Origin of the sequence: Kitasatospora sp. NPDC059973, assembly GCF_042737525.1 — a bacterium.
Classification (GTDB): Bacteria; Actinomycetota; Actinomycetes; order Streptomycetales; family Streptomycetaceae; genus Kitasatospora.
The window spans coordinates 22,194-36,883 of sequence record NZ_JBHWUI010000084.1 but is presented as its reverse complement, the minus strand read 5'-3'; the positions used below and the strand labels follow the sequence as shown (position 1 = coordinate 36,883).

At 72.0% G+C, this 14,690-nt stretch carries 15 protein-coding genes and 1 pseudogene; 8 read left to right on the top strand and 8 right to left on the bottom strand.

All coding sequences use genetic code 11. The features are described from left to right. Positions 1-44 precede the first annotated feature (44 nt). From ACFWA9_RS22800 to ACFWA9_RS22780, 5 genes are all read right to left on the bottom strand, one after another. A complete protein-coding gene (locus tag ACFWA9_RS22800) occupies positions 45-1,568 on the bottom strand; it encodes a M1 family metallopeptidase (RefSeq protein WP_380389317.1) in 1,524 nt (507 codons plus the stop codon). Positions 1,569-1,745: 177 nt separating this feature from the next. Continuing rightward, the gene (locus tag ACFWA9_RS22795; protein ID WP_380389313.1) at positions 1,746-2,618 is read right to left on the bottom strand and encodes a sulfurtransferase; all 873 of its coding nucleotides are present in this window, start codon (positions 2,616-2,618) and stop codon (positions 1,746-1,748) included. A gap of 76 nt (positions 2,619-2,694) precedes the next feature. Then, on the bottom strand, positions 2,695-3,774 hold the full coding sequence (locus ACFWA9_RS22790) for a class I SAM-dependent methyltransferase (protein WP_380389311.1): 1,080 nt from the start codon (positions 3,772-3,774) through the stop codon (positions 2,695-2,697). 264 nt (positions 3,775-4,038) lie between these two features. Next, the gene (locus ACFWA9_RS22785; RefSeq protein WP_380389309.1) at positions 4,039-4,365 is read right to left on the bottom strand and encodes a hypothetical protein; all 327 of its coding nucleotides are present in this window, start codon (positions 4,363-4,365) and stop codon (positions 4,039-4,041) included. A 151-nt stretch (positions 4,366-4,516) separates the two neighbouring features. Further along, the gene (locus ACFWA9_RS22780) at positions 4,517-5,098 is read right to left on the bottom strand and encodes a polysaccharide deacetylase family protein (RefSeq protein ID WP_380389307.1); all 582 of its coding nucleotides are present in this window, start codon (positions 5,096-5,098) and stop codon (positions 4,517-4,519) included. A gap of 498 nt (positions 5,099-5,596) precedes the next feature. On the opposite strand from ACFWA9_RS22780, the gene ACFWA9_RS22775 reads away from it, so the two are divergent. After that, positions 5,597-6,451 carry an SAM-dependent methyltransferase gene (locus ACFWA9_RS22775; RefSeq protein WP_380389305.1) on the top strand — a complete coding sequence of 285 codons (855 nt, stop codon included), beginning with the start codon at positions 5,597-5,599 and terminating at the stop codon, positions 6,449-6,451. 51 nt (positions 6,452-6,502) lie between these two features. Here the strand turns inward: ACFWA9_RS22775 and ACFWA9_RS22770 are convergent, their stop codons facing one another. Next, entirely contained in the window at positions 6,503-7,372 is an 870-nt protein-coding gene (locus tag ACFWA9_RS22770; RefSeq protein WP_380389303.1) for an Fpg/Nei family DNA glycosylase, read from the bottom strand. A gap of 201 nt (positions 7,373-7,573) precedes the next feature. On the opposite strand from ACFWA9_RS22770, the gene ACFWA9_RS22765 reads away from it, so the two are divergent. The 6 genes and pseudogenes from ACFWA9_RS22765 to ACFWA9_RS22740 all read left to right on the top strand — a co-directional run bounded on the left by ACFWA9_RS22765 (position 7,574) and on the right by ACFWA9_RS22740 (position 11,997). Beyond that, on the top strand, positions 7,574-8,044 hold the full coding sequence (locus ACFWA9_RS22765) for an SRPBCC family protein (RefSeq protein ID WP_329486456.1): 471 nt from the start codon (positions 7,574-7,576) through the stop codon (positions 8,042-8,044). A gap of 98 nt (positions 8,045-8,142) precedes the next feature. After that, a complete protein-coding gene (locus ACFWA9_RS22760) occupies positions 8,143-8,802 on the top strand; it encodes a hypothetical protein (protein ID WP_380389301.1) in 660 nt (219 codons plus the stop codon). Positions 8,803-8,897: 95 nt separating this feature from the next. Next, positions 8,898-9,728, top strand: coding sequence for a DsbA family protein (locus ACFWA9_RS22755; RefSeq protein WP_380389299.1), 831 nt, complete (start codon positions 8,898-8,900; stop codon positions 9,726-9,728). Then, complete coding sequence (locus tag ACFWA9_RS22750) at positions 9,725-10,351, top strand: vitamin K epoxide reductase family protein (protein WP_380389297.1); 627 nt, start codon at positions 9,725-9,727, stop codon at positions 10,349-10,351. The genes ACFWA9_RS22755 and ACFWA9_RS22750 overlap by 4 nt, the downstream gene beginning before the upstream one ends. Before the next feature lie 338 nt (positions 10,352-10,689). Continuing rightward, the gene (locus ACFWA9_RS22745; protein ID WP_380389295.1) at positions 10,690-11,013 is read left to right on the top strand and encodes a transposase; all 324 of its coding nucleotides are present in this window, start codon (positions 10,690-10,692) and stop codon (positions 11,011-11,013) included. Between the two features lie 68 nt (positions 11,014-11,081). Beyond that, a pseudogene (locus ACFWA9_RS22740) lies at positions 11,082-11,997 on the top strand (PP2C family protein-serine/threonine phosphatase). A gap of 450 nt (positions 11,998-12,447) precedes the next feature. On the opposite strand, the gene ACFWA9_RS22735 reads toward ACFWA9_RS22740, so the two are convergent. Together ACFWA9_RS22735 and ACFWA9_RS22730 are read right to left on the bottom strand one after the other, a co-directional pair. Further along, positions 12,448-12,819 (bottom strand): nuclear transport factor 2 family protein, encoded by a 372-nt coding sequence (locus ACFWA9_RS22735; RefSeq protein WP_380389293.1) that lies wholly within the window; start codon positions 12,817-12,819, stop codon positions 12,448-12,450. Between the two features lie 111 nt (positions 12,820-12,930). After that, positions 12,931-13,353, bottom strand: coding sequence for a Dabb family protein (locus ACFWA9_RS22730; RefSeq protein ID WP_380389291.1), 423 nt, complete (start codon positions 13,351-13,353; stop codon positions 12,931-12,933). A 344-nt stretch (positions 13,354-13,697) separates the two neighbouring features. Here ACFWA9_RS22730 and ACFWA9_RS22725 point away from each other — a divergent pair, with 344 nt between their 5' ends. Beyond that, positions 13,698-14,447, top strand: coding sequence for a TetR/AcrR family transcriptional regulator (locus tag ACFWA9_RS22725; RefSeq protein WP_380389289.1), 750 nt, complete (start codon positions 13,698-13,700; stop codon positions 14,445-14,447). The last annotated feature ends 243 nt before the right edge of the window (positions 14,448-14,690 follow it).

Here is a 14,690-nt window from a genome sequence, read left to right as displayed (position 1 = left end):
GGGGGCCCCGCCCGCCCGCCCCCCGGGCGCGCCGGGCCGGTGCGTCAGTGCCGCTGCTCGTGGACCGAGTTGGTCTCCTGGATCTTCTTCCACGACTTCGGCTCCGGCAGCTGTGCCTTGGCCGTCGGCGCCAGGGCGGGCGCGCCGGCCGCCCCGGGCGCCGACGCCGCCGGGACGCCCGCCGAGGAGAGGGCCGGCTTCGAGTCGGTGAACAGCCAGGTGTTGAACAGCTCCCCGAGCGGCTTGCCGGAGATCCGCTCGGCGAAGGCCTGGAACTGCGGGATGGTGGCGTTGCCGTAGCGGCGCTCGGTCGGCCACCCCTTCAGGATCTTGAAGAACTTCTCGTCACCGACGGCGTTGCGCAGCGCCTGGATGGCCACCGCGCCCCGGTCGTAGACGGCTCCGGCGAACTGGTGGTCCGGCCCCGGGTCGCCCGGCCTGACCGTCCAGAAGGCGTCGCCGGCCGGGTAGAAGGAGTAGACGTAGTCGGCGAGTTCCTGCGCGGTGCCCTCGTTCTCGTGCTCGGACCAGAGCCACTGCGCGTAGCGGGCGAAGCCCTCGTTGAGCCAGATGTCGCTCCAGCGCTGGACGGAGACGCTGTCGCCGTACCACTGGTGGGCCAGCTCGTGCACGACGACGGCGGTGTTGGCGCCGCGCGAGAACTGCGCGGGGCTGTAGAACACCTGGGTCTGGGTCTCCAGGGCGTAGCCGGTCCGCACGTTGGGGACGTAGCCGCCGACCGAGTCGAACGGGTACGCGCCGAAGTAGCCGCTCAGCCAGTCCACCACCTCGCCGGTCCGCTCGACGCTGGCCCGCGCCGCGCCGTCGTTGTCGCCGAGGTCCTTGCTGTAGGCGGTGGTGACCGGCAGCCCACCGGGCGTGGTGTCGGTCCTGATGTCGAACTTGCCGATCGCCAGGGTGGCCAGATAGGTCGCCTGCGGCTTGGCCTCGCGCCAGTTGTAGCGCGTCCAGCCGGCCTTGGAGCTCTGGCCGGTCAGCAGGCCGTTGCTGATCGCCTGGGTGCCGTCGGGCACCAGGACGGAGACGTCGAAGGTGGCCTTGTCGGTGGGGTGGTCGTTGCTCGGGAACCACCAGGGCGCGCTCTCCGGCTCGTTGGCCGCGACGCCGCCGTCGGGGGTGCGCAGCCAGGCGGAGAAGCCGTCGCGCTTCACCTCGCCGGGCTTGTCCGCGTAGCGGACCACCACGGTCACCGGGCTGCCCTTGGCGAGCGGCCGGGCCGGGGTGATCTCCAGCTCCGACTCGCCGGTGGCGGCGAACGCGGCGGGGCGGCCGTTGACCAGGATCTCCTTGACGCCGAGCACGAAGTCCAGGTTGAACCGGGTGAGGTCCTGGGTCGTGGTGGCGAGGATGGTGGTGGTGCCTTCCAGTTCGTCGGTCACGGGCTGGTATTTGAGTCGGATGTCGTAGTGCGAGACGTTGTACCCGCCGTTGCCGGCGTTGGGGTAGTAGGTGTCGCCGATGCCCGCGGCGCCCGGGCCGCCCTGGGCGGCGGAGGCGGGGACGGTCAGCAGCAGGGCGAGCGCGCCGGCGGCGGCGGGGACGAGCATTCTCTTGCGCAAGGCGGTCTCCGGGGTCACTGGGACAGTGGGTCGGATCGATCCCTGTCCCGGCGGGCCCCGGCCCACTCCTCCGGGATGAAATGTTCATGAGAAGAAATGAGCCGACATGGCGCCGCCGCGCGCCCGTCACCCGCCGACCGCTCGCGACCCGGACCCGACCCGGCCTCACGCCCCCAGCGCCACGGGTGCCCGCACCAGCGAGCCGTACTCCGTCCACGAGCCGTCGTAGTTCTTCACGTCCGGGTACCCGAGCAGCTCGGTGAGCGCGAACCAGGTGTGCGCCGAGCGCTCCCCGATCCGGCAGTACGCGATCACCTCGCGGTCCCGGGAGACCCCCTGCCCGCTGTACAGCGCGCGCAGCTCCTCGGCGGACCGGAAGGTGCCGTCGTCGTTGGCCGCCTGCGACCAGGGGATGTTGACCGCGCCGGGGATGTGCCCGGGCACCTGCGCCTGCTCCCGCGGCAGGTGCGGCGGGGCCAGTGCCTCGCCCCGGTACTCGGCCGGCGAGCGGACGTCGACCAGGACGGCGTCGGCGCCGGGCTTGGCGAACACCTCGGCCGTGGCCAGCACCTCGTCGCGCAGCGCCCGCACCTCGGGGTGTTCGGGCCCGCTCAGCCGGAGGGCGCTGTGCTGGTAGTCCATCACCTCCTGGCTGAGCTCCCGCTCCTCCAGCTCCCACTTCTTGCGTCCGCCGTCCAGCAGCCGCACCGGTCCGAAGCCGCGCAGCCGCAGCAGCCAGTAGGCGTAGGCGGCGAACCAGTTGTTGTTGCCGCCGTACAGCACCACGGTGGTGTCGTCCTCCACGTCGGCCGCGCGCAGCAGCTGCTGCACGCCCTCGCGGTCGGCGTAGTCGCGGCCCACCCGGCTGTGCAGGTCGGTGGTCCAGTTCCAGCCCACCGCTCCGGGGATGTGCCCCTGCCCGTACGCCGTGGTGTCCTCGTCCACCTCGACGATGCGGACGGTGCCGTCGTCGAGGTGCCGGGCGAGCCACTCGGTGGGGACCAGCGCCTCGGGGTGTGCGTAGCCGTTGCCGGTCATCGCTGCCCTCCTTCACTCGGACTCTTCGAACCTACGTCCGACCGCAGAGCCCGGCCACCCCCGCCCGCCGCGGCCCCTACCCCCCGGCTCCGGCCGGCCGCACCACGTAGTACAGGTTGAGCACGTCGCCCTCGACCTGCTTCGTCTCCACCGCGCCGAACCCGGCCTCGGCGAGCATCCGGCGGGCCGTCTGCTCGCCCCAGACCGTGCCCAGCCCCGCACCGCCCTCACCGAGCGAGACCGTCATGCAGTAGAAGGTCGACAGCGCGTACAGCGCCGGGGCGAGCGGGTGGTCGATGTTCTCCTCCAGCCGGCTGCTGGCGGCGATGTCGCCCATCAGGAAGACGCCGTCCGGCCGCAGCGCACCGGCGACGGCGGCCAGCGTCCGGGCCGGGCGGGCCAGGTCGTGGATCACGTCGAAGGCGGTGACCAGGTCGTAGGAGCCGGTGAGCGCGGCGGAGTCGGCGACCTCGAAGCGGGCGTTGGCCAGGCCCAGCTCGGCGGCCTCGGCCCGCGCCGCCTCGATGCCGGCCTCCGAGATGTCGACCCCGGTGCAGCGGCTCTCGGGGAAGGCCCGGGCGATCAGGTTGACGGCGTGCCCCTGCCCGGTGCCGATGTCGAGGGTGTCGATCCCGGCCCGCAGGCGCTCGGTCAGCCCGGGCACGAGCGGGAGGATGGCCTCCACCAGGGCCACGTCGTACACCCGCCGCGACTCCTCGCCCTGCAGGGCCTGGAACCGCGGGTACGCCGAGTAGGGCACCCCGCCGCCCTTCCGGAAGGCCTCCACCACCTGCTGCTCGACCTCGCCCATCAGCGCCAGGTACTGCATCAGCCCGGCCATGTTGTCCGGACCGGCCGCCCTGGTCAGGGAGGCCGCGTGCTCCGGCGGCAGCGCGTAGGTGGACCGCTCCGGGTCGTAGTCGACGATCCCGCCGACCACCATGGCGCCCAGCCACTCCCGGACGTAGCGCTCGTTCAGCCCGCCGGCGCGGGCGATCTCCTCGCTGGTCGAGGGGGCGAGCCCGGCCATGGTGTCGAAAAGCTCGGTCTGGTGGCCGATGCTGGCCATGAATCCCAGGCAGGCGTCGTTCAGCAGCCGCAGGGTGCGACCCGCGAACTCCTCCTGTTCCACCGGGTCGAGTGCCGATGCCGACATCGTTCCTCCTCCGCGGTCGGAGCGGACGAAAACCCTCCCCTCGTCACGCTACGCCGCCCGCCCGCGTTCCCCCACAGCTCGGGTGACGCCGCGCCCCGGGAGCGGGCGGACCGGACGTCGATCGTCCCGGCCCAGCGCGGCCGGAGCGGCTCCGGGCGGACAGCCCGGCGATTGGTGTCGACCAGGCCGCTCCCGGTGTCGGCCCACCGGAACGGTCTCAGCCAATCGCCGAGCTGTCCCGCACGTCGCCGGGATCGGGCGGCCTCAGGAGAAGACCACGGACCGCAGGTGGAGCCGGTTGCCGAGCTTCGTGCCCGGGTCCATCACGCGGAAGACGTCGCCGTCGCAATCGAACTCCAGGAAGACCGTGGCGGTCGAGGTGGTGAGGTTCTCGGGCGCGAAGGCCGCATGCTCATCGGTCGCTCCGAAGAGGTTGACGCACTCGCCGCTCACCGGGTCGGCCATCCCCGCCTGGGTTCCGCGTCCGACCTTGTACAGGAAGTCACCGGTGGCGGCGCCGGCGGAGGTCGGCACGGCGAGGACGAGGGCGACCGCGCTGGCGGCGGCGAGAACGGTGTTGCGCAGACGCATGGGATGAGCCCTTTCAGGCGGTACTCGGTGGTACCTGGGGAATTGATGCGCTATCACCCTAGAGGCCCAGAAATCGCAGAAACGGTTCTCCCAATCCACCCTTTCGAGTGGTTTAGCAGGAAAAGCCTCCACCTTCCCCTCCATGCGCCTTTCAGCCCGGCGGCGCGGTGAAGTAGTACCCGGAGTCGATCAGTACCGGCAGGTACGTCTTCAGCGCGGCCACCGTCTGCGAACGGTCCCCGCCGCCGTCGTGGTTGAGCACGATCGCACCCGGCCGCACGTCCTTCAGGATCCGGTCGGTGATCACGGCCGTGCCCGGCCGGGCCCAGTCGCGCGGGTCCACCGACCAGGCCATGTTCCGCATCCCGAGGTCGGCGGCGATCTTGAGCGACGATGTCGACCAGTCACCGCCCGGCGCGCGGAACCAGGTCGGAGGCTTGCCGGTGGCCTTGTTCAGCAGGTCCGAGGTGCGCTCCAGCTCGTCCTTGATCTTGGCATCGGAGAGGCTCCGCAGGTCGGCGTGGGTCCAGGTGTGGTTGGCGATGTGGTGACCGCGGGCGGCGATCTCCCGGACCAGGTCGGGGTACTGGACGGCGTTCTCGCCGATCAGGAAGAAGGTGGCCCGGATCCGATACTGCTCCAGCAGGGCCAGCACGGTCGGGGTGTGCCGCGGGTCCGGGCCGTCGTCGATGGTGAGGGCCACCACCTTCCGCTCGGCGTCGAGTTCGTACACGGGTTTGCTCTCGGCGGACGTCAGCTTCCGGGGCGCGGCGACCGGCGAGCCGGAGGCGACGGGAGCGGAGGGCGCCGCGGAGGGCGGGGCAGAGGGGGCAGAAGAGGCAGAGGGGGCCGAAGAGGCCGAGGGCCCCGAGGAGGCGGAGGCCGGAGCGGCGGCGGGCCCGTCCGAGGCCGCACCGGCGGCCTCGGACGGGCCCGGCGCGGCGGCGGCCGCGCCGTCCACCCCCTCCGACCCCCGGCAACCGGCGACCCCGAGCAGCGACATCCCGGCCGCGACCAGTAGCAATCTACGCGAAGTAATCTGACGATCAGACAGCATGATCGATGCTTCCCCCGCGAACCGTCACGCCTCCCACCCGCAACTCCGACGGCCCCCAGCATCACTCCGACGGCCCAGCCCCACCGCACCCCGGCGGACCGGGTGACCACCGCCCCGGCCGGACCGCTACGCTGACCTCCCCAGTGTGATGATCTGTCTTCAGAGGACGTGGCCATGACGACAAGTCAGGACTTCTCCGACCAGGCCCAGGACGACGCCGTCGAGCTGAGCGAGTGGCAGCGCTTCGGCGTCGACACCAGCGCTCCGCACTCCGCACGCGTGTACGACTACTGGCTGGGCGGGAAGACCAACTTCCCGCCGGACCGCGCCATGGGACAGGCCATCGAGCAGGCCGTCCCCAGCGTGAAGGCGATGGCCAAGGAGAACCGGGCGTTCCAGGACCGCGCCGTCCGCCACCTGGCCCGGGAGCAGGGCATCCGGCAGTTCCTCGACCTCGGCACCGGCATCCCCACCTCGCCCAACACCCACGAGATCGCCGAGGCGGTCAGCCCCGGCACCCGGGTGGTCTACGTCGACAACGACCCGATCGTGCTCGCCCACGCCCGGGCGCTGATGGTCTCCACGCCCGCCAGCCGCACCACCTACATCCACGCCGACCTGGGCAAGCCCGCCGAACTGCTCGGCGACCCGGCGCTCACCTCCACGCTGGACCTCGACCGGCCGGTCGGCCTGCTGATGATCGCCGTCCTGATGCTGGTCGCCGACGAGGACGACCCGTGGGCCAAGGTCGCCGCGCTGCGCGACGCGCTGCCCAGCGGGAGCTGCCTGGCGCTCACCCACCCCACCCAGGACTTCGACCCGGAGAGCGTCGCCAAGGTCGCGGAGGCGGCCCGGGCCGGCGGGATGACCCTCGTCCCGCGCACCCGTGACGAGGTCGCCGCGTTCTTCGACGGCTGGGAGCTGATCGAGCCCGGGGTCGCCCCGGTGATGGGCTGGCGCCCGGACGGCGAGCCGCCGGCCGACCCGACCGCCGCCTACTACTGGGGCGGCGTCGCCCGCAAGCCGTAGGCGCACCCGTCGGCAACCCCGGGGCGGACCGGTCCCGGGGGTTGCCGCCCGCTACTTCAGCAGCCTCGACAGCCGCCGGTCCGCGAGCGGTTTGCCGCCGGTCTGGCAGGTGGGGCAGTACTGCAGCGAGGAATCGGCGAACGACACCTCGCGCACGGTGTCCCCGCAGACCGGGCACGGCTGCCCGGTCCGGCCGTGCACCCGCAGGCCGAGCTTCTTCTCCGCCTTGAGGTCCCCCGCCGCCAGCCCGCGGGAGCGCTCCACCGCGTCGCGCAGGGTGGCGCCGAGCGCCTCGAACAGCCGGACCGTCTCGTCCTCCGTCAGGCTCGACGCCAGCTTGTACGGCGACATCCGGGCCGCGTGCAGCACCTCGTCCGAGTAGGCGTTGCCGACCCCGGCCAGCACGCCCTGGTCCCGCAGCACGCCCTTCAGCCGGCGGCGCTCGCCGCTCAGCAGGGCGGTGAAGTCCGCCAGGGTGAAGCCCGGGTCCAGCGGGTCCGGGCCGAGCCGGGCGACACCGGGGACGGCGGCCGGGTCCGTCACCACGTAGACCGCGAGCCCCTTCTTGGTGCCCGCCTCGGTGAGGTCGAAGCCGTCCCCGTCGGGCCCCTCCAGCCGCACCCGCAGGGCCAGCGGGTTCTTCCCGCCCGGGCGCGGGGGCTCGGCCGGGAGGCTGTCCTTCCACCGGAGCCAGCCGGCCCGGGCCAGGTGGACGACCAGGTGCAGGCCGCCGGCCTCGATGTCGAGGAACTTCCCGTGCCGGGTGACGGGGCCGACCGTGCGCCCCTCCAGCGCCGTCACCGGCGGGTCGTAGGTCTTCAGGGCACTGATGGCCACCGGCTGCACCCGGGCGATCACCCGCCCGGTCAACCGCTCGGACAGGAAGGCGCTGAGGGCCTCGACCTCGGGCAGCTCCGGCATGCGCCCAGTCTCGCGCAGACCTCCGGCCCCCGCCCGCCGGTCGCCTCCCGGTCGTCCGGTCCTCCCGGCCGTCCCGGCCGTCCCGGCCGTCCCGGTTGTCCGGTTACCGCCGCTCTCGTTGCCCCGCGGCGGCCGGTGGGCGCAGGCTGGAGGTGCCCCGCACCACCGCAGCGCCCGAGCCCGGGAAGGTCCGGCCCCCTCATGAGCACGCTCGAAGAGCAGATCGACATCGATGCCCCGGTGCTGGCGGCCTGGGAGCAGTTGCACCGGGTCCACGACTACCCGCGGTTCGTGGGCGGGGTGCGCAGCGCCTACCCGCACGGCACCAGCCTCGCGCACCTCGGGGTGGAGATCGGCGGGACCGAGCGCGACGTCGAGACGGAGATCACCGACCGGGGCCGGGGCCGGGTGATGGCCTGGCGGACGCTGAACGGCCCGCGGCTGCACGGCGCGTTCGCGCTGCTCCCGCTGGACCGGAGCCACACCCGGCTGCAGATCCGCGTCGAGTACGACCCGGAGACGGTGCAGCAGGTGTTCGGCGGGCCGCGCGGCTTCGCCCAGGCCGGGGCGATCGAGCGGGTGGTCCGGGCCGACCTGGAGCTGTTCCGGGAGATCGTCGAGGCCCGCACGGCCGCCGCCCGCCCCGGTCCGGCTGCCGAGAGCCCTCGATAAGGATCGAATAAGCCCAGCTCAGAGCCGGTGGTGAGGATCTTCACAGGAGTCCGTCGGCCAGGTCGTCCACCGTTCAACCTGTGGCAGACTCGGATGCCATGAGTACCGGCCCGGCCACCAGGACGCTTCGCGCGGCGATCTTCGCCGCGCTGGTCGTGCTGCTCGCCGGGCTCGGCCAGGTGCTGGTCACCGGACGCCCGCTGCCGCTCGGCACGCTGGCCGTGGCCGGCGGCGCCGTCTTCGCCGTGGCGTTCGCCCTGGCCGGATCCGAGCGCGGCTTCCCGGCGATCGCGGCGGTCTTCCTGCCGCTGGAGCTGGGTCTGAGCGCGCTGTTCGACTTCGCCCAGAGCACCTGCCCCTCGCTCCCGCCCGGCTCCGCGCGCGGCTTCGAACCGCTGCTGTGCGGCGGCGGCTCGCTCGGCGGGGTCCTGCTGGGCCACGGTGTCTCCCGGTCCGCCGGCCTGCTGGTGCTGCTGGCACTGCACGGCGCGATCGCCCTGGCCGCCGCCTTCTGGCTGCGCCGCGCGGACGCCGCGCTGAGCGCGTTCGCCGCCTCCGCCCGGGTGCTGGGCGACTTCGCCCGGCGCTTCCCGGCCGCCGTCGGCCACTGGCTGCTGCTGCTCGCGGCGCCCGTCCCGGCCCGGCCGCTGGTGCGGATGCCGTTCCCGCGCGCCAGCCGCGTGCGCGTCCCCGTCGAGGACGTGCTGCTCAGCCCCGCCGTCCGCCGTGGGCCTCCGGTGCCCGTCCCGGCCTGCTGAGAGCACTCTCCCGAGCGTTTCCCGGCCGGTCGTTCTCGCCGCGCGCCCGTGCGCGCCCGCCCGTCACCGACCGAGAGCACAGGACGACACCCGCCATGAGCAAGAAGCCCCAGCCGATCAACGCCAGGACGACGAACACCCGGGCCGCCAGGAGCGAGGCCCGGCGCGCCGCCACCGAGCGGATGCGCGAGGAGCGCGAGCGCACCGAGCGGGCGGCGAGGATCCGCCGCCGCACGATCGTCGGCGCCGCCTCCGCCGCCGTGCTGGCGCTGGCCGCCGGTGTGGCCTTCGCCGTCGGCGGCTCCTCCGGCCCGGCCGACACCGCCGCCGCCGGGCCGCTGGTCGTCCCCGCCAACGCGGGCGGCGCCGACGGCACCGTGATCACCTACGGCAAGGCCGACGCCCCGCACACCCTGGAGATCTACGAGGACTTCCGCTGCCCGTACTGCGAGCAGCTGGAGACCACCAACGGCAAGACCGTCCAGCAGCTCGCCGACGACGGCACCTACAAGATCGAGTACCACCTGGCGACGTTCCTGGACCAGGGCCTGGGCGGCAAGGGCTCGCGCACCGCGCTGGCCGCCGCCGGAGCGGCGCTCAACGAGGGCGTCGACAAGTTCAAGCAGTTCCACGACGTGCTGTACGCCAACCAGCCCGACGAGCGCAACGACGGCTTCGCCGACGTGAACCGGCTGCTGGACCTCGCCGAGCAGGTCCCGGGTCTGAAGACGGACGCCTTCGTGAAGGCCGTCCAGGACGGCACCTACGCCCCGTGGGCCAGTCAGGTGAACAAGGCCTTCGACAAGAGCGGGGTCACCGGCACCCCCACGGTGAAGCTGGACGGCACCAAGCTCGACGTCTTCACGAACGGCGCGCCCGTCACTCCCGAGCGCTTCACCGCGATGGTCAAGCAGGTGACCGGGTGACGCCCGCCGGTACGGTCGCCGCACCCGCGCGCGGCCACGGGGCGAGCCGGCCGTTCGCGCTCCTGCTGCTGATCGGCGGTGCGATCGGGATCTTCGCCTCGGCCGTCCTCACACTGGACAAGATCCGGCTGCTCGAGGACCCGTCGTACGTCCCCAACTGCAACATCAACCCGATCATCAGCTGCGGCTCGATCATGCGCAGCGACCAGGCCGAGGCCTTCGGCTTCCCCAACTCGCTGCTGGGCCTGGTCGGCTTCGCCGTGGTGATCGCGATCGGCGCCGGCCTGCTGGCCGGGGCGACGTACCGGCGCTGGTTCTGGCTCGGCCTCCAGGCCGGGACGGTGTTCGGGATCGGTTTCGTGACCTGGCTGATGTACCAGGCGCTGTACCGGATCGGCGCGCTCTGCCCGTACTGCATGGTGGTCTGGGCCACCATGATCCCCCTGTTCTGGTACACCACCCTGCACAATCTGCGCACCGGCGTGATCCCGACCCCGCGCGGCCTGCGCCCGGTGGTGCGGGAGGCCGCCCGCTACCACTGGGTGGTGCCGGCGCTCTGGTACGCGGTGATCGTGCTGCTGATCCTCGACCGGTTCTGGTACTACTGGCGGACGCTTCTGTGAACCGCGCTGACCTGTGCAAATATCGCTGAATCAACCCGGCGGGGCATTTTCGGGGCACATCGGCCCCGCCGGGCTTACACAGCCGTCAGATCCCCGCCCGGAGCGGGCACATCAGCCGCAAACAGCGCCCTGCTGATCGCGGCGCGTGCCCGCTCTTCCCGAAACCCTGACCGGCGGCTCGGAACGCCTCTGACGTTCACAAAACCATGCCATACGTCAACACAACCGAATCCCTACCGTGAGAACTCGTAACACGATCTTGCTGATCGTTGCTGGTGGGGCGGGACCGATGTGACGATTCGTCCGTTCGTGACGGCGCGAGCAACAAGCCGTGGATCGTGGACGACGAGCTGTGGGCCCGGATCGAGCCACTGCTGCCGGCCTGGCCGGAGCGGTCGTCGGGACCTCGCCCGATGGACGACCGGCGGTGCTTCCAGGGCATCCTGTTCGTGCTGTACACCGGCATCACTTGGCAGCAGTTGCCGCTGGAACTGGGCTTCGGCTCCGGGCAGACCGGCTGGCGCCGGCTCGGCCGCTGGCAGGAGGCCGGGGTGTTCGAGGCCCTGCACCGCATACTCCTGGCCGAGTTGAACGCGGCTGGACTGATCGACTGGACGCGCGCGTGCGTGGACGCCTCCCACGTGCGCGCGAAAAAGGGGTGAGGCAACCGGCCCGTCGCCGGTCGTCCGCCGCAAGACCGGCAGCAAACACCACCTGATCAGCGAGGGCCGTGTCGTTCCTGTTCGTCGACACGGTCGCGCAGCGCCTGCTGCGCGTCAACGACGCCACAACCACAGGGCCAGGCCGCTACGCCGAGCGCATCGCCCTCGATGGGGGCACCGTCTACGACACCGTGCTGCGCACCCAGACAGTCACCGTGGCGCCCGCGGACGGCCAGGGCCAGCGGGTACTCGCGCCGGTCACCAACCGGGGCGACACCATCGGCGTCCTGGAACTGTTCCTCACCCACTCTCGCCTGCGCCCTCGTCCCGGCCGCGGACATCGCCGGCGACACCTACGACTACTCCCTCGACCACACCGTGCTGCACCTGTCCATCACCGACGCCATGGGCCACGACACCGCCGCCTCCCTGATGGCCACCCTCCTGGTCAACGCCTCCCGCGGCGCCCGCCGCACCGGAGCGGACCTCGCCGAGCAGGCCCGCCACGTCCACCAAGCCCTCCTCGACCACGGCCACCACACGCTGGCCACCGGCCAGCTCCTGCGCGTCAACCTCGACGGCTCGGGCGCGCGCCTCGTCAACGCCGGCCACCCCTGGCCGCTGCTCCTGCGCGACGGGGCCGTCCGCGAAGTGGACGTGCGCATCGACCCGCCCTTCGGGGTCCACATCACCCGCCCCGACCGCTTCCGGGTCCAGGAACTCGACCTGCGGCCCGGCGACCGGCTGCTCCTGCACACCGACGGCGTGCAGGACCGCGACGCGGGCACCGTCGACCTGCCCGCGCTCCTGCTCGCCACCTGCGACCACCACCCCCGCGAAGTGGTCCGCACCCTGGTCGCGGCCGTCACCGAAGCCTGCGGGGGCGACGTCAGGGACGACGCCACCGTCATGTGCCTGGACTGGCACCGGCCCACCCCACCGCCCCCCGCGGCGCCAGGGGAAGAGCGCAGCAGCGGCCTCTAGCCTGGTGGCGCCCGCCGGGTACCGAGACGCACAGCCCGGCCATCACCCGGCGGGCATCCCACGACAGTCGGCCGCCTCCGTACGGTCCGCAGGACCACACCGATGGGCCGGCCGCTCTCAGTGGACTGAGCGGGTGAGGGGGGTTGGGGAGGCCTTCCCGGCGCGGTGCGGCCGGAACCGGCGCAGCACCAGGGCGACCAGGCGGAACGAGCCCAGCGGCCAAGACCTCTTCGGCGGGCCGACTGGGCGGCGGGCGCCGAGCAGCTTGGCCGCCCCTTCCCCGATGTGCGGAACGTCGAGTACGACAGCACCGGTGGCCGACGTGAAGTCCCCGGTGGCCAGGCATCCTGCGAGGATGACCTGTCCTACCACGGGCTTCGCGTCTGTCCGCAGCCGCCCTTCGCACCTCGGCGAGGACCAGAGCGTTTCGTTCAGAGAACCTCGGTCAGCTCATCCGTTGACGTCGACCGCGACAGGGCTGAGGTAGAAACGTGTCCAGTCGATGCGTCCGTCACGGGTCGTCATGATGACTGGTCCGCGCATGACGGCCTGGGTGCCGTCCGGGGCTGTGCCGGCCATCTCCCATTCCGACCAGAGCTCGCCATTGGTCGCGGCGCGGCGCAGGACCTCGGCCCGGATGTCGGGCAGCCGGCCGAAGATGGCGGTCCAGTTCATGAGCACCCGGTCGTTCCCGGTGAAGCCGTCCTGCGGCCGATGCGGGGTCTCGGACCGGTAGTCGGTGGTGAAGCAGTCGGCGACCCGGTGCGGGTCGTGCGAGTTGATCGCGTCCTTGAGCCGGTCGATCGGGTCGTTCGTGCTCACTGTGACCTCCTGGGTCCGCGGATTGTTGCGCGCTGGGCGCGGTCTGAATGTGCGCTCTACGCCGGGCGCCTCGCCGGGTCTGTGGCGTGGCGCCCGGCAGGATCTCGCCGCTCAGGACGACGGGGTCGTCGCGTCTTCGCCGCCGGGCCTGGTGAAGGAGGCGGCCTGGGCCACGAGTGCGGCGATCTCGGGGTGCTCGGCGAAGTGGCGAGCCTGTACCTGCTCGATCTTTGCTTTGATCTCGGGGTCGGCGGAGTCCGTGATGTCGAAGGCCTCGAACCGCGCGAGGTAGCCGATGCCTTCCAGTTCGAGGCGGACGTGCGCGGGGTGGTTCAGGTACTCGTGGTAGCCGTCGAGGTCTTCGATCACGAACACGGCGCCGTAGTCGAAGCCCCCGGCGGGATGCGGGCCGACCACGTACGACGTCACGGCGGGACAGGTCTCGCCGACCTGGCGCAGCAGGTCGAGGCAGGCCTTGACCTGCTCCTCACTCAGGTCGGGCTTGGGCGTCAAGCGGTTGATGTGGAAGATCATGGCCTTCTCCTCAAAACTCGGTACGGCACCGTCTCGTCTGTGGATTCCTGAGCTCCCGAGGCCCGTACCGGGCCCCGGCGGTGTCGGAGCGTGCCCCCGTGTGACCTGCATGATCAGGCCGTCCGGGCAGGCGGCTCGCCGCCGTGCGCCGCCTCGCGGTGGCGCACGGACAGCCGGAAACCCGATTCGCGCCGGGCGGCGCTTGCCGGCTCTTCATCGCCAGGACACGACGCTAGTCAGGCGATCGGACTTTAAGCAGGAGGAGATTTACCTAACACTGTCAGGTATTCGGATAGTCGTACGCTGCTTCGATCCCCGGCGGGCCGGCACCCTAGGATCGCCGCATGTCCGCAGACGCGTCCGCGACGGTCCTGCCATCCCTGCGCCAACGACGCCGGGCCGTCGCCACCCAGGAGATCGTGGCCGCCGCCGAGAGCCACCTCGCCGAGCACGGGTTGCACGCCCTGTCCCTGAGAGCGGTCGCCCGCGGCCTCGGTATGACCGTGCAGGGGCTCTACCACTACTTTCCGAACCGGGACGCCCTCGTCACGGTTCTCGTCGCCAAGGCGTACGAGGACCTGGCTGACGCCGTGACAGCGGCTGTCGACACGATGGTGGACGAACCCGCCGCTCTGCGGTTCCTGGCCGCCGCCACGGGTTACCGCCGCTGGGCCGTCACCCACCCCGAGCGATTCCAACTGCTGTACGGGGCGCCGCTGCGGCACTACGAGGCACCAGCCGAAGGTCCCACCGTGCAGGCGATGCGCCGGGTGGGCGAGGTCTTCCAACGTGAGGTGTTCGGCGGGTTCACCACGTCACAACTGGCCGCGGCCGACACCCGGGTCCTCTCATCAGCCCTCCGAGCGGACCTGGAACACCTGATTCCGCACGGCCCGGACACCCTGCCGCCGCCTGCCGCCGCTCTCCTCGTCAGCGCATGGGGGCACCTGCACGGCATGGTCGTCCTCGAAGTCTTCGGACACACCACCTTCATCGGCGAACACCAAGCCGAGATCTTCCACATGGCGATGCGGGACCTCATCGAGGACGTTCATCGCCGGATCACCGCACCACCCCACTCCGAGCCTCAGTGAGAAACACGAACGACCCACCACGATTGGCGGACCGCTCCGCACTCCGACAGGCGGCCGCGCCGGCGCTACGGAATTGGCCACCCGTCTGACGGTCGATGCCCGAGGAGCGTGCGGCGCGGGTCACGGCAGACAGGCACCGGATCCGCCGGGCTCGGTCTGTGCGGCCCGACATGCCTACGGCCCGTGCCGAGCCGACCGCCGGAGGTCGCGGGAGGCGCGGGCGCCGGCAGGCCGTCCGGGCGG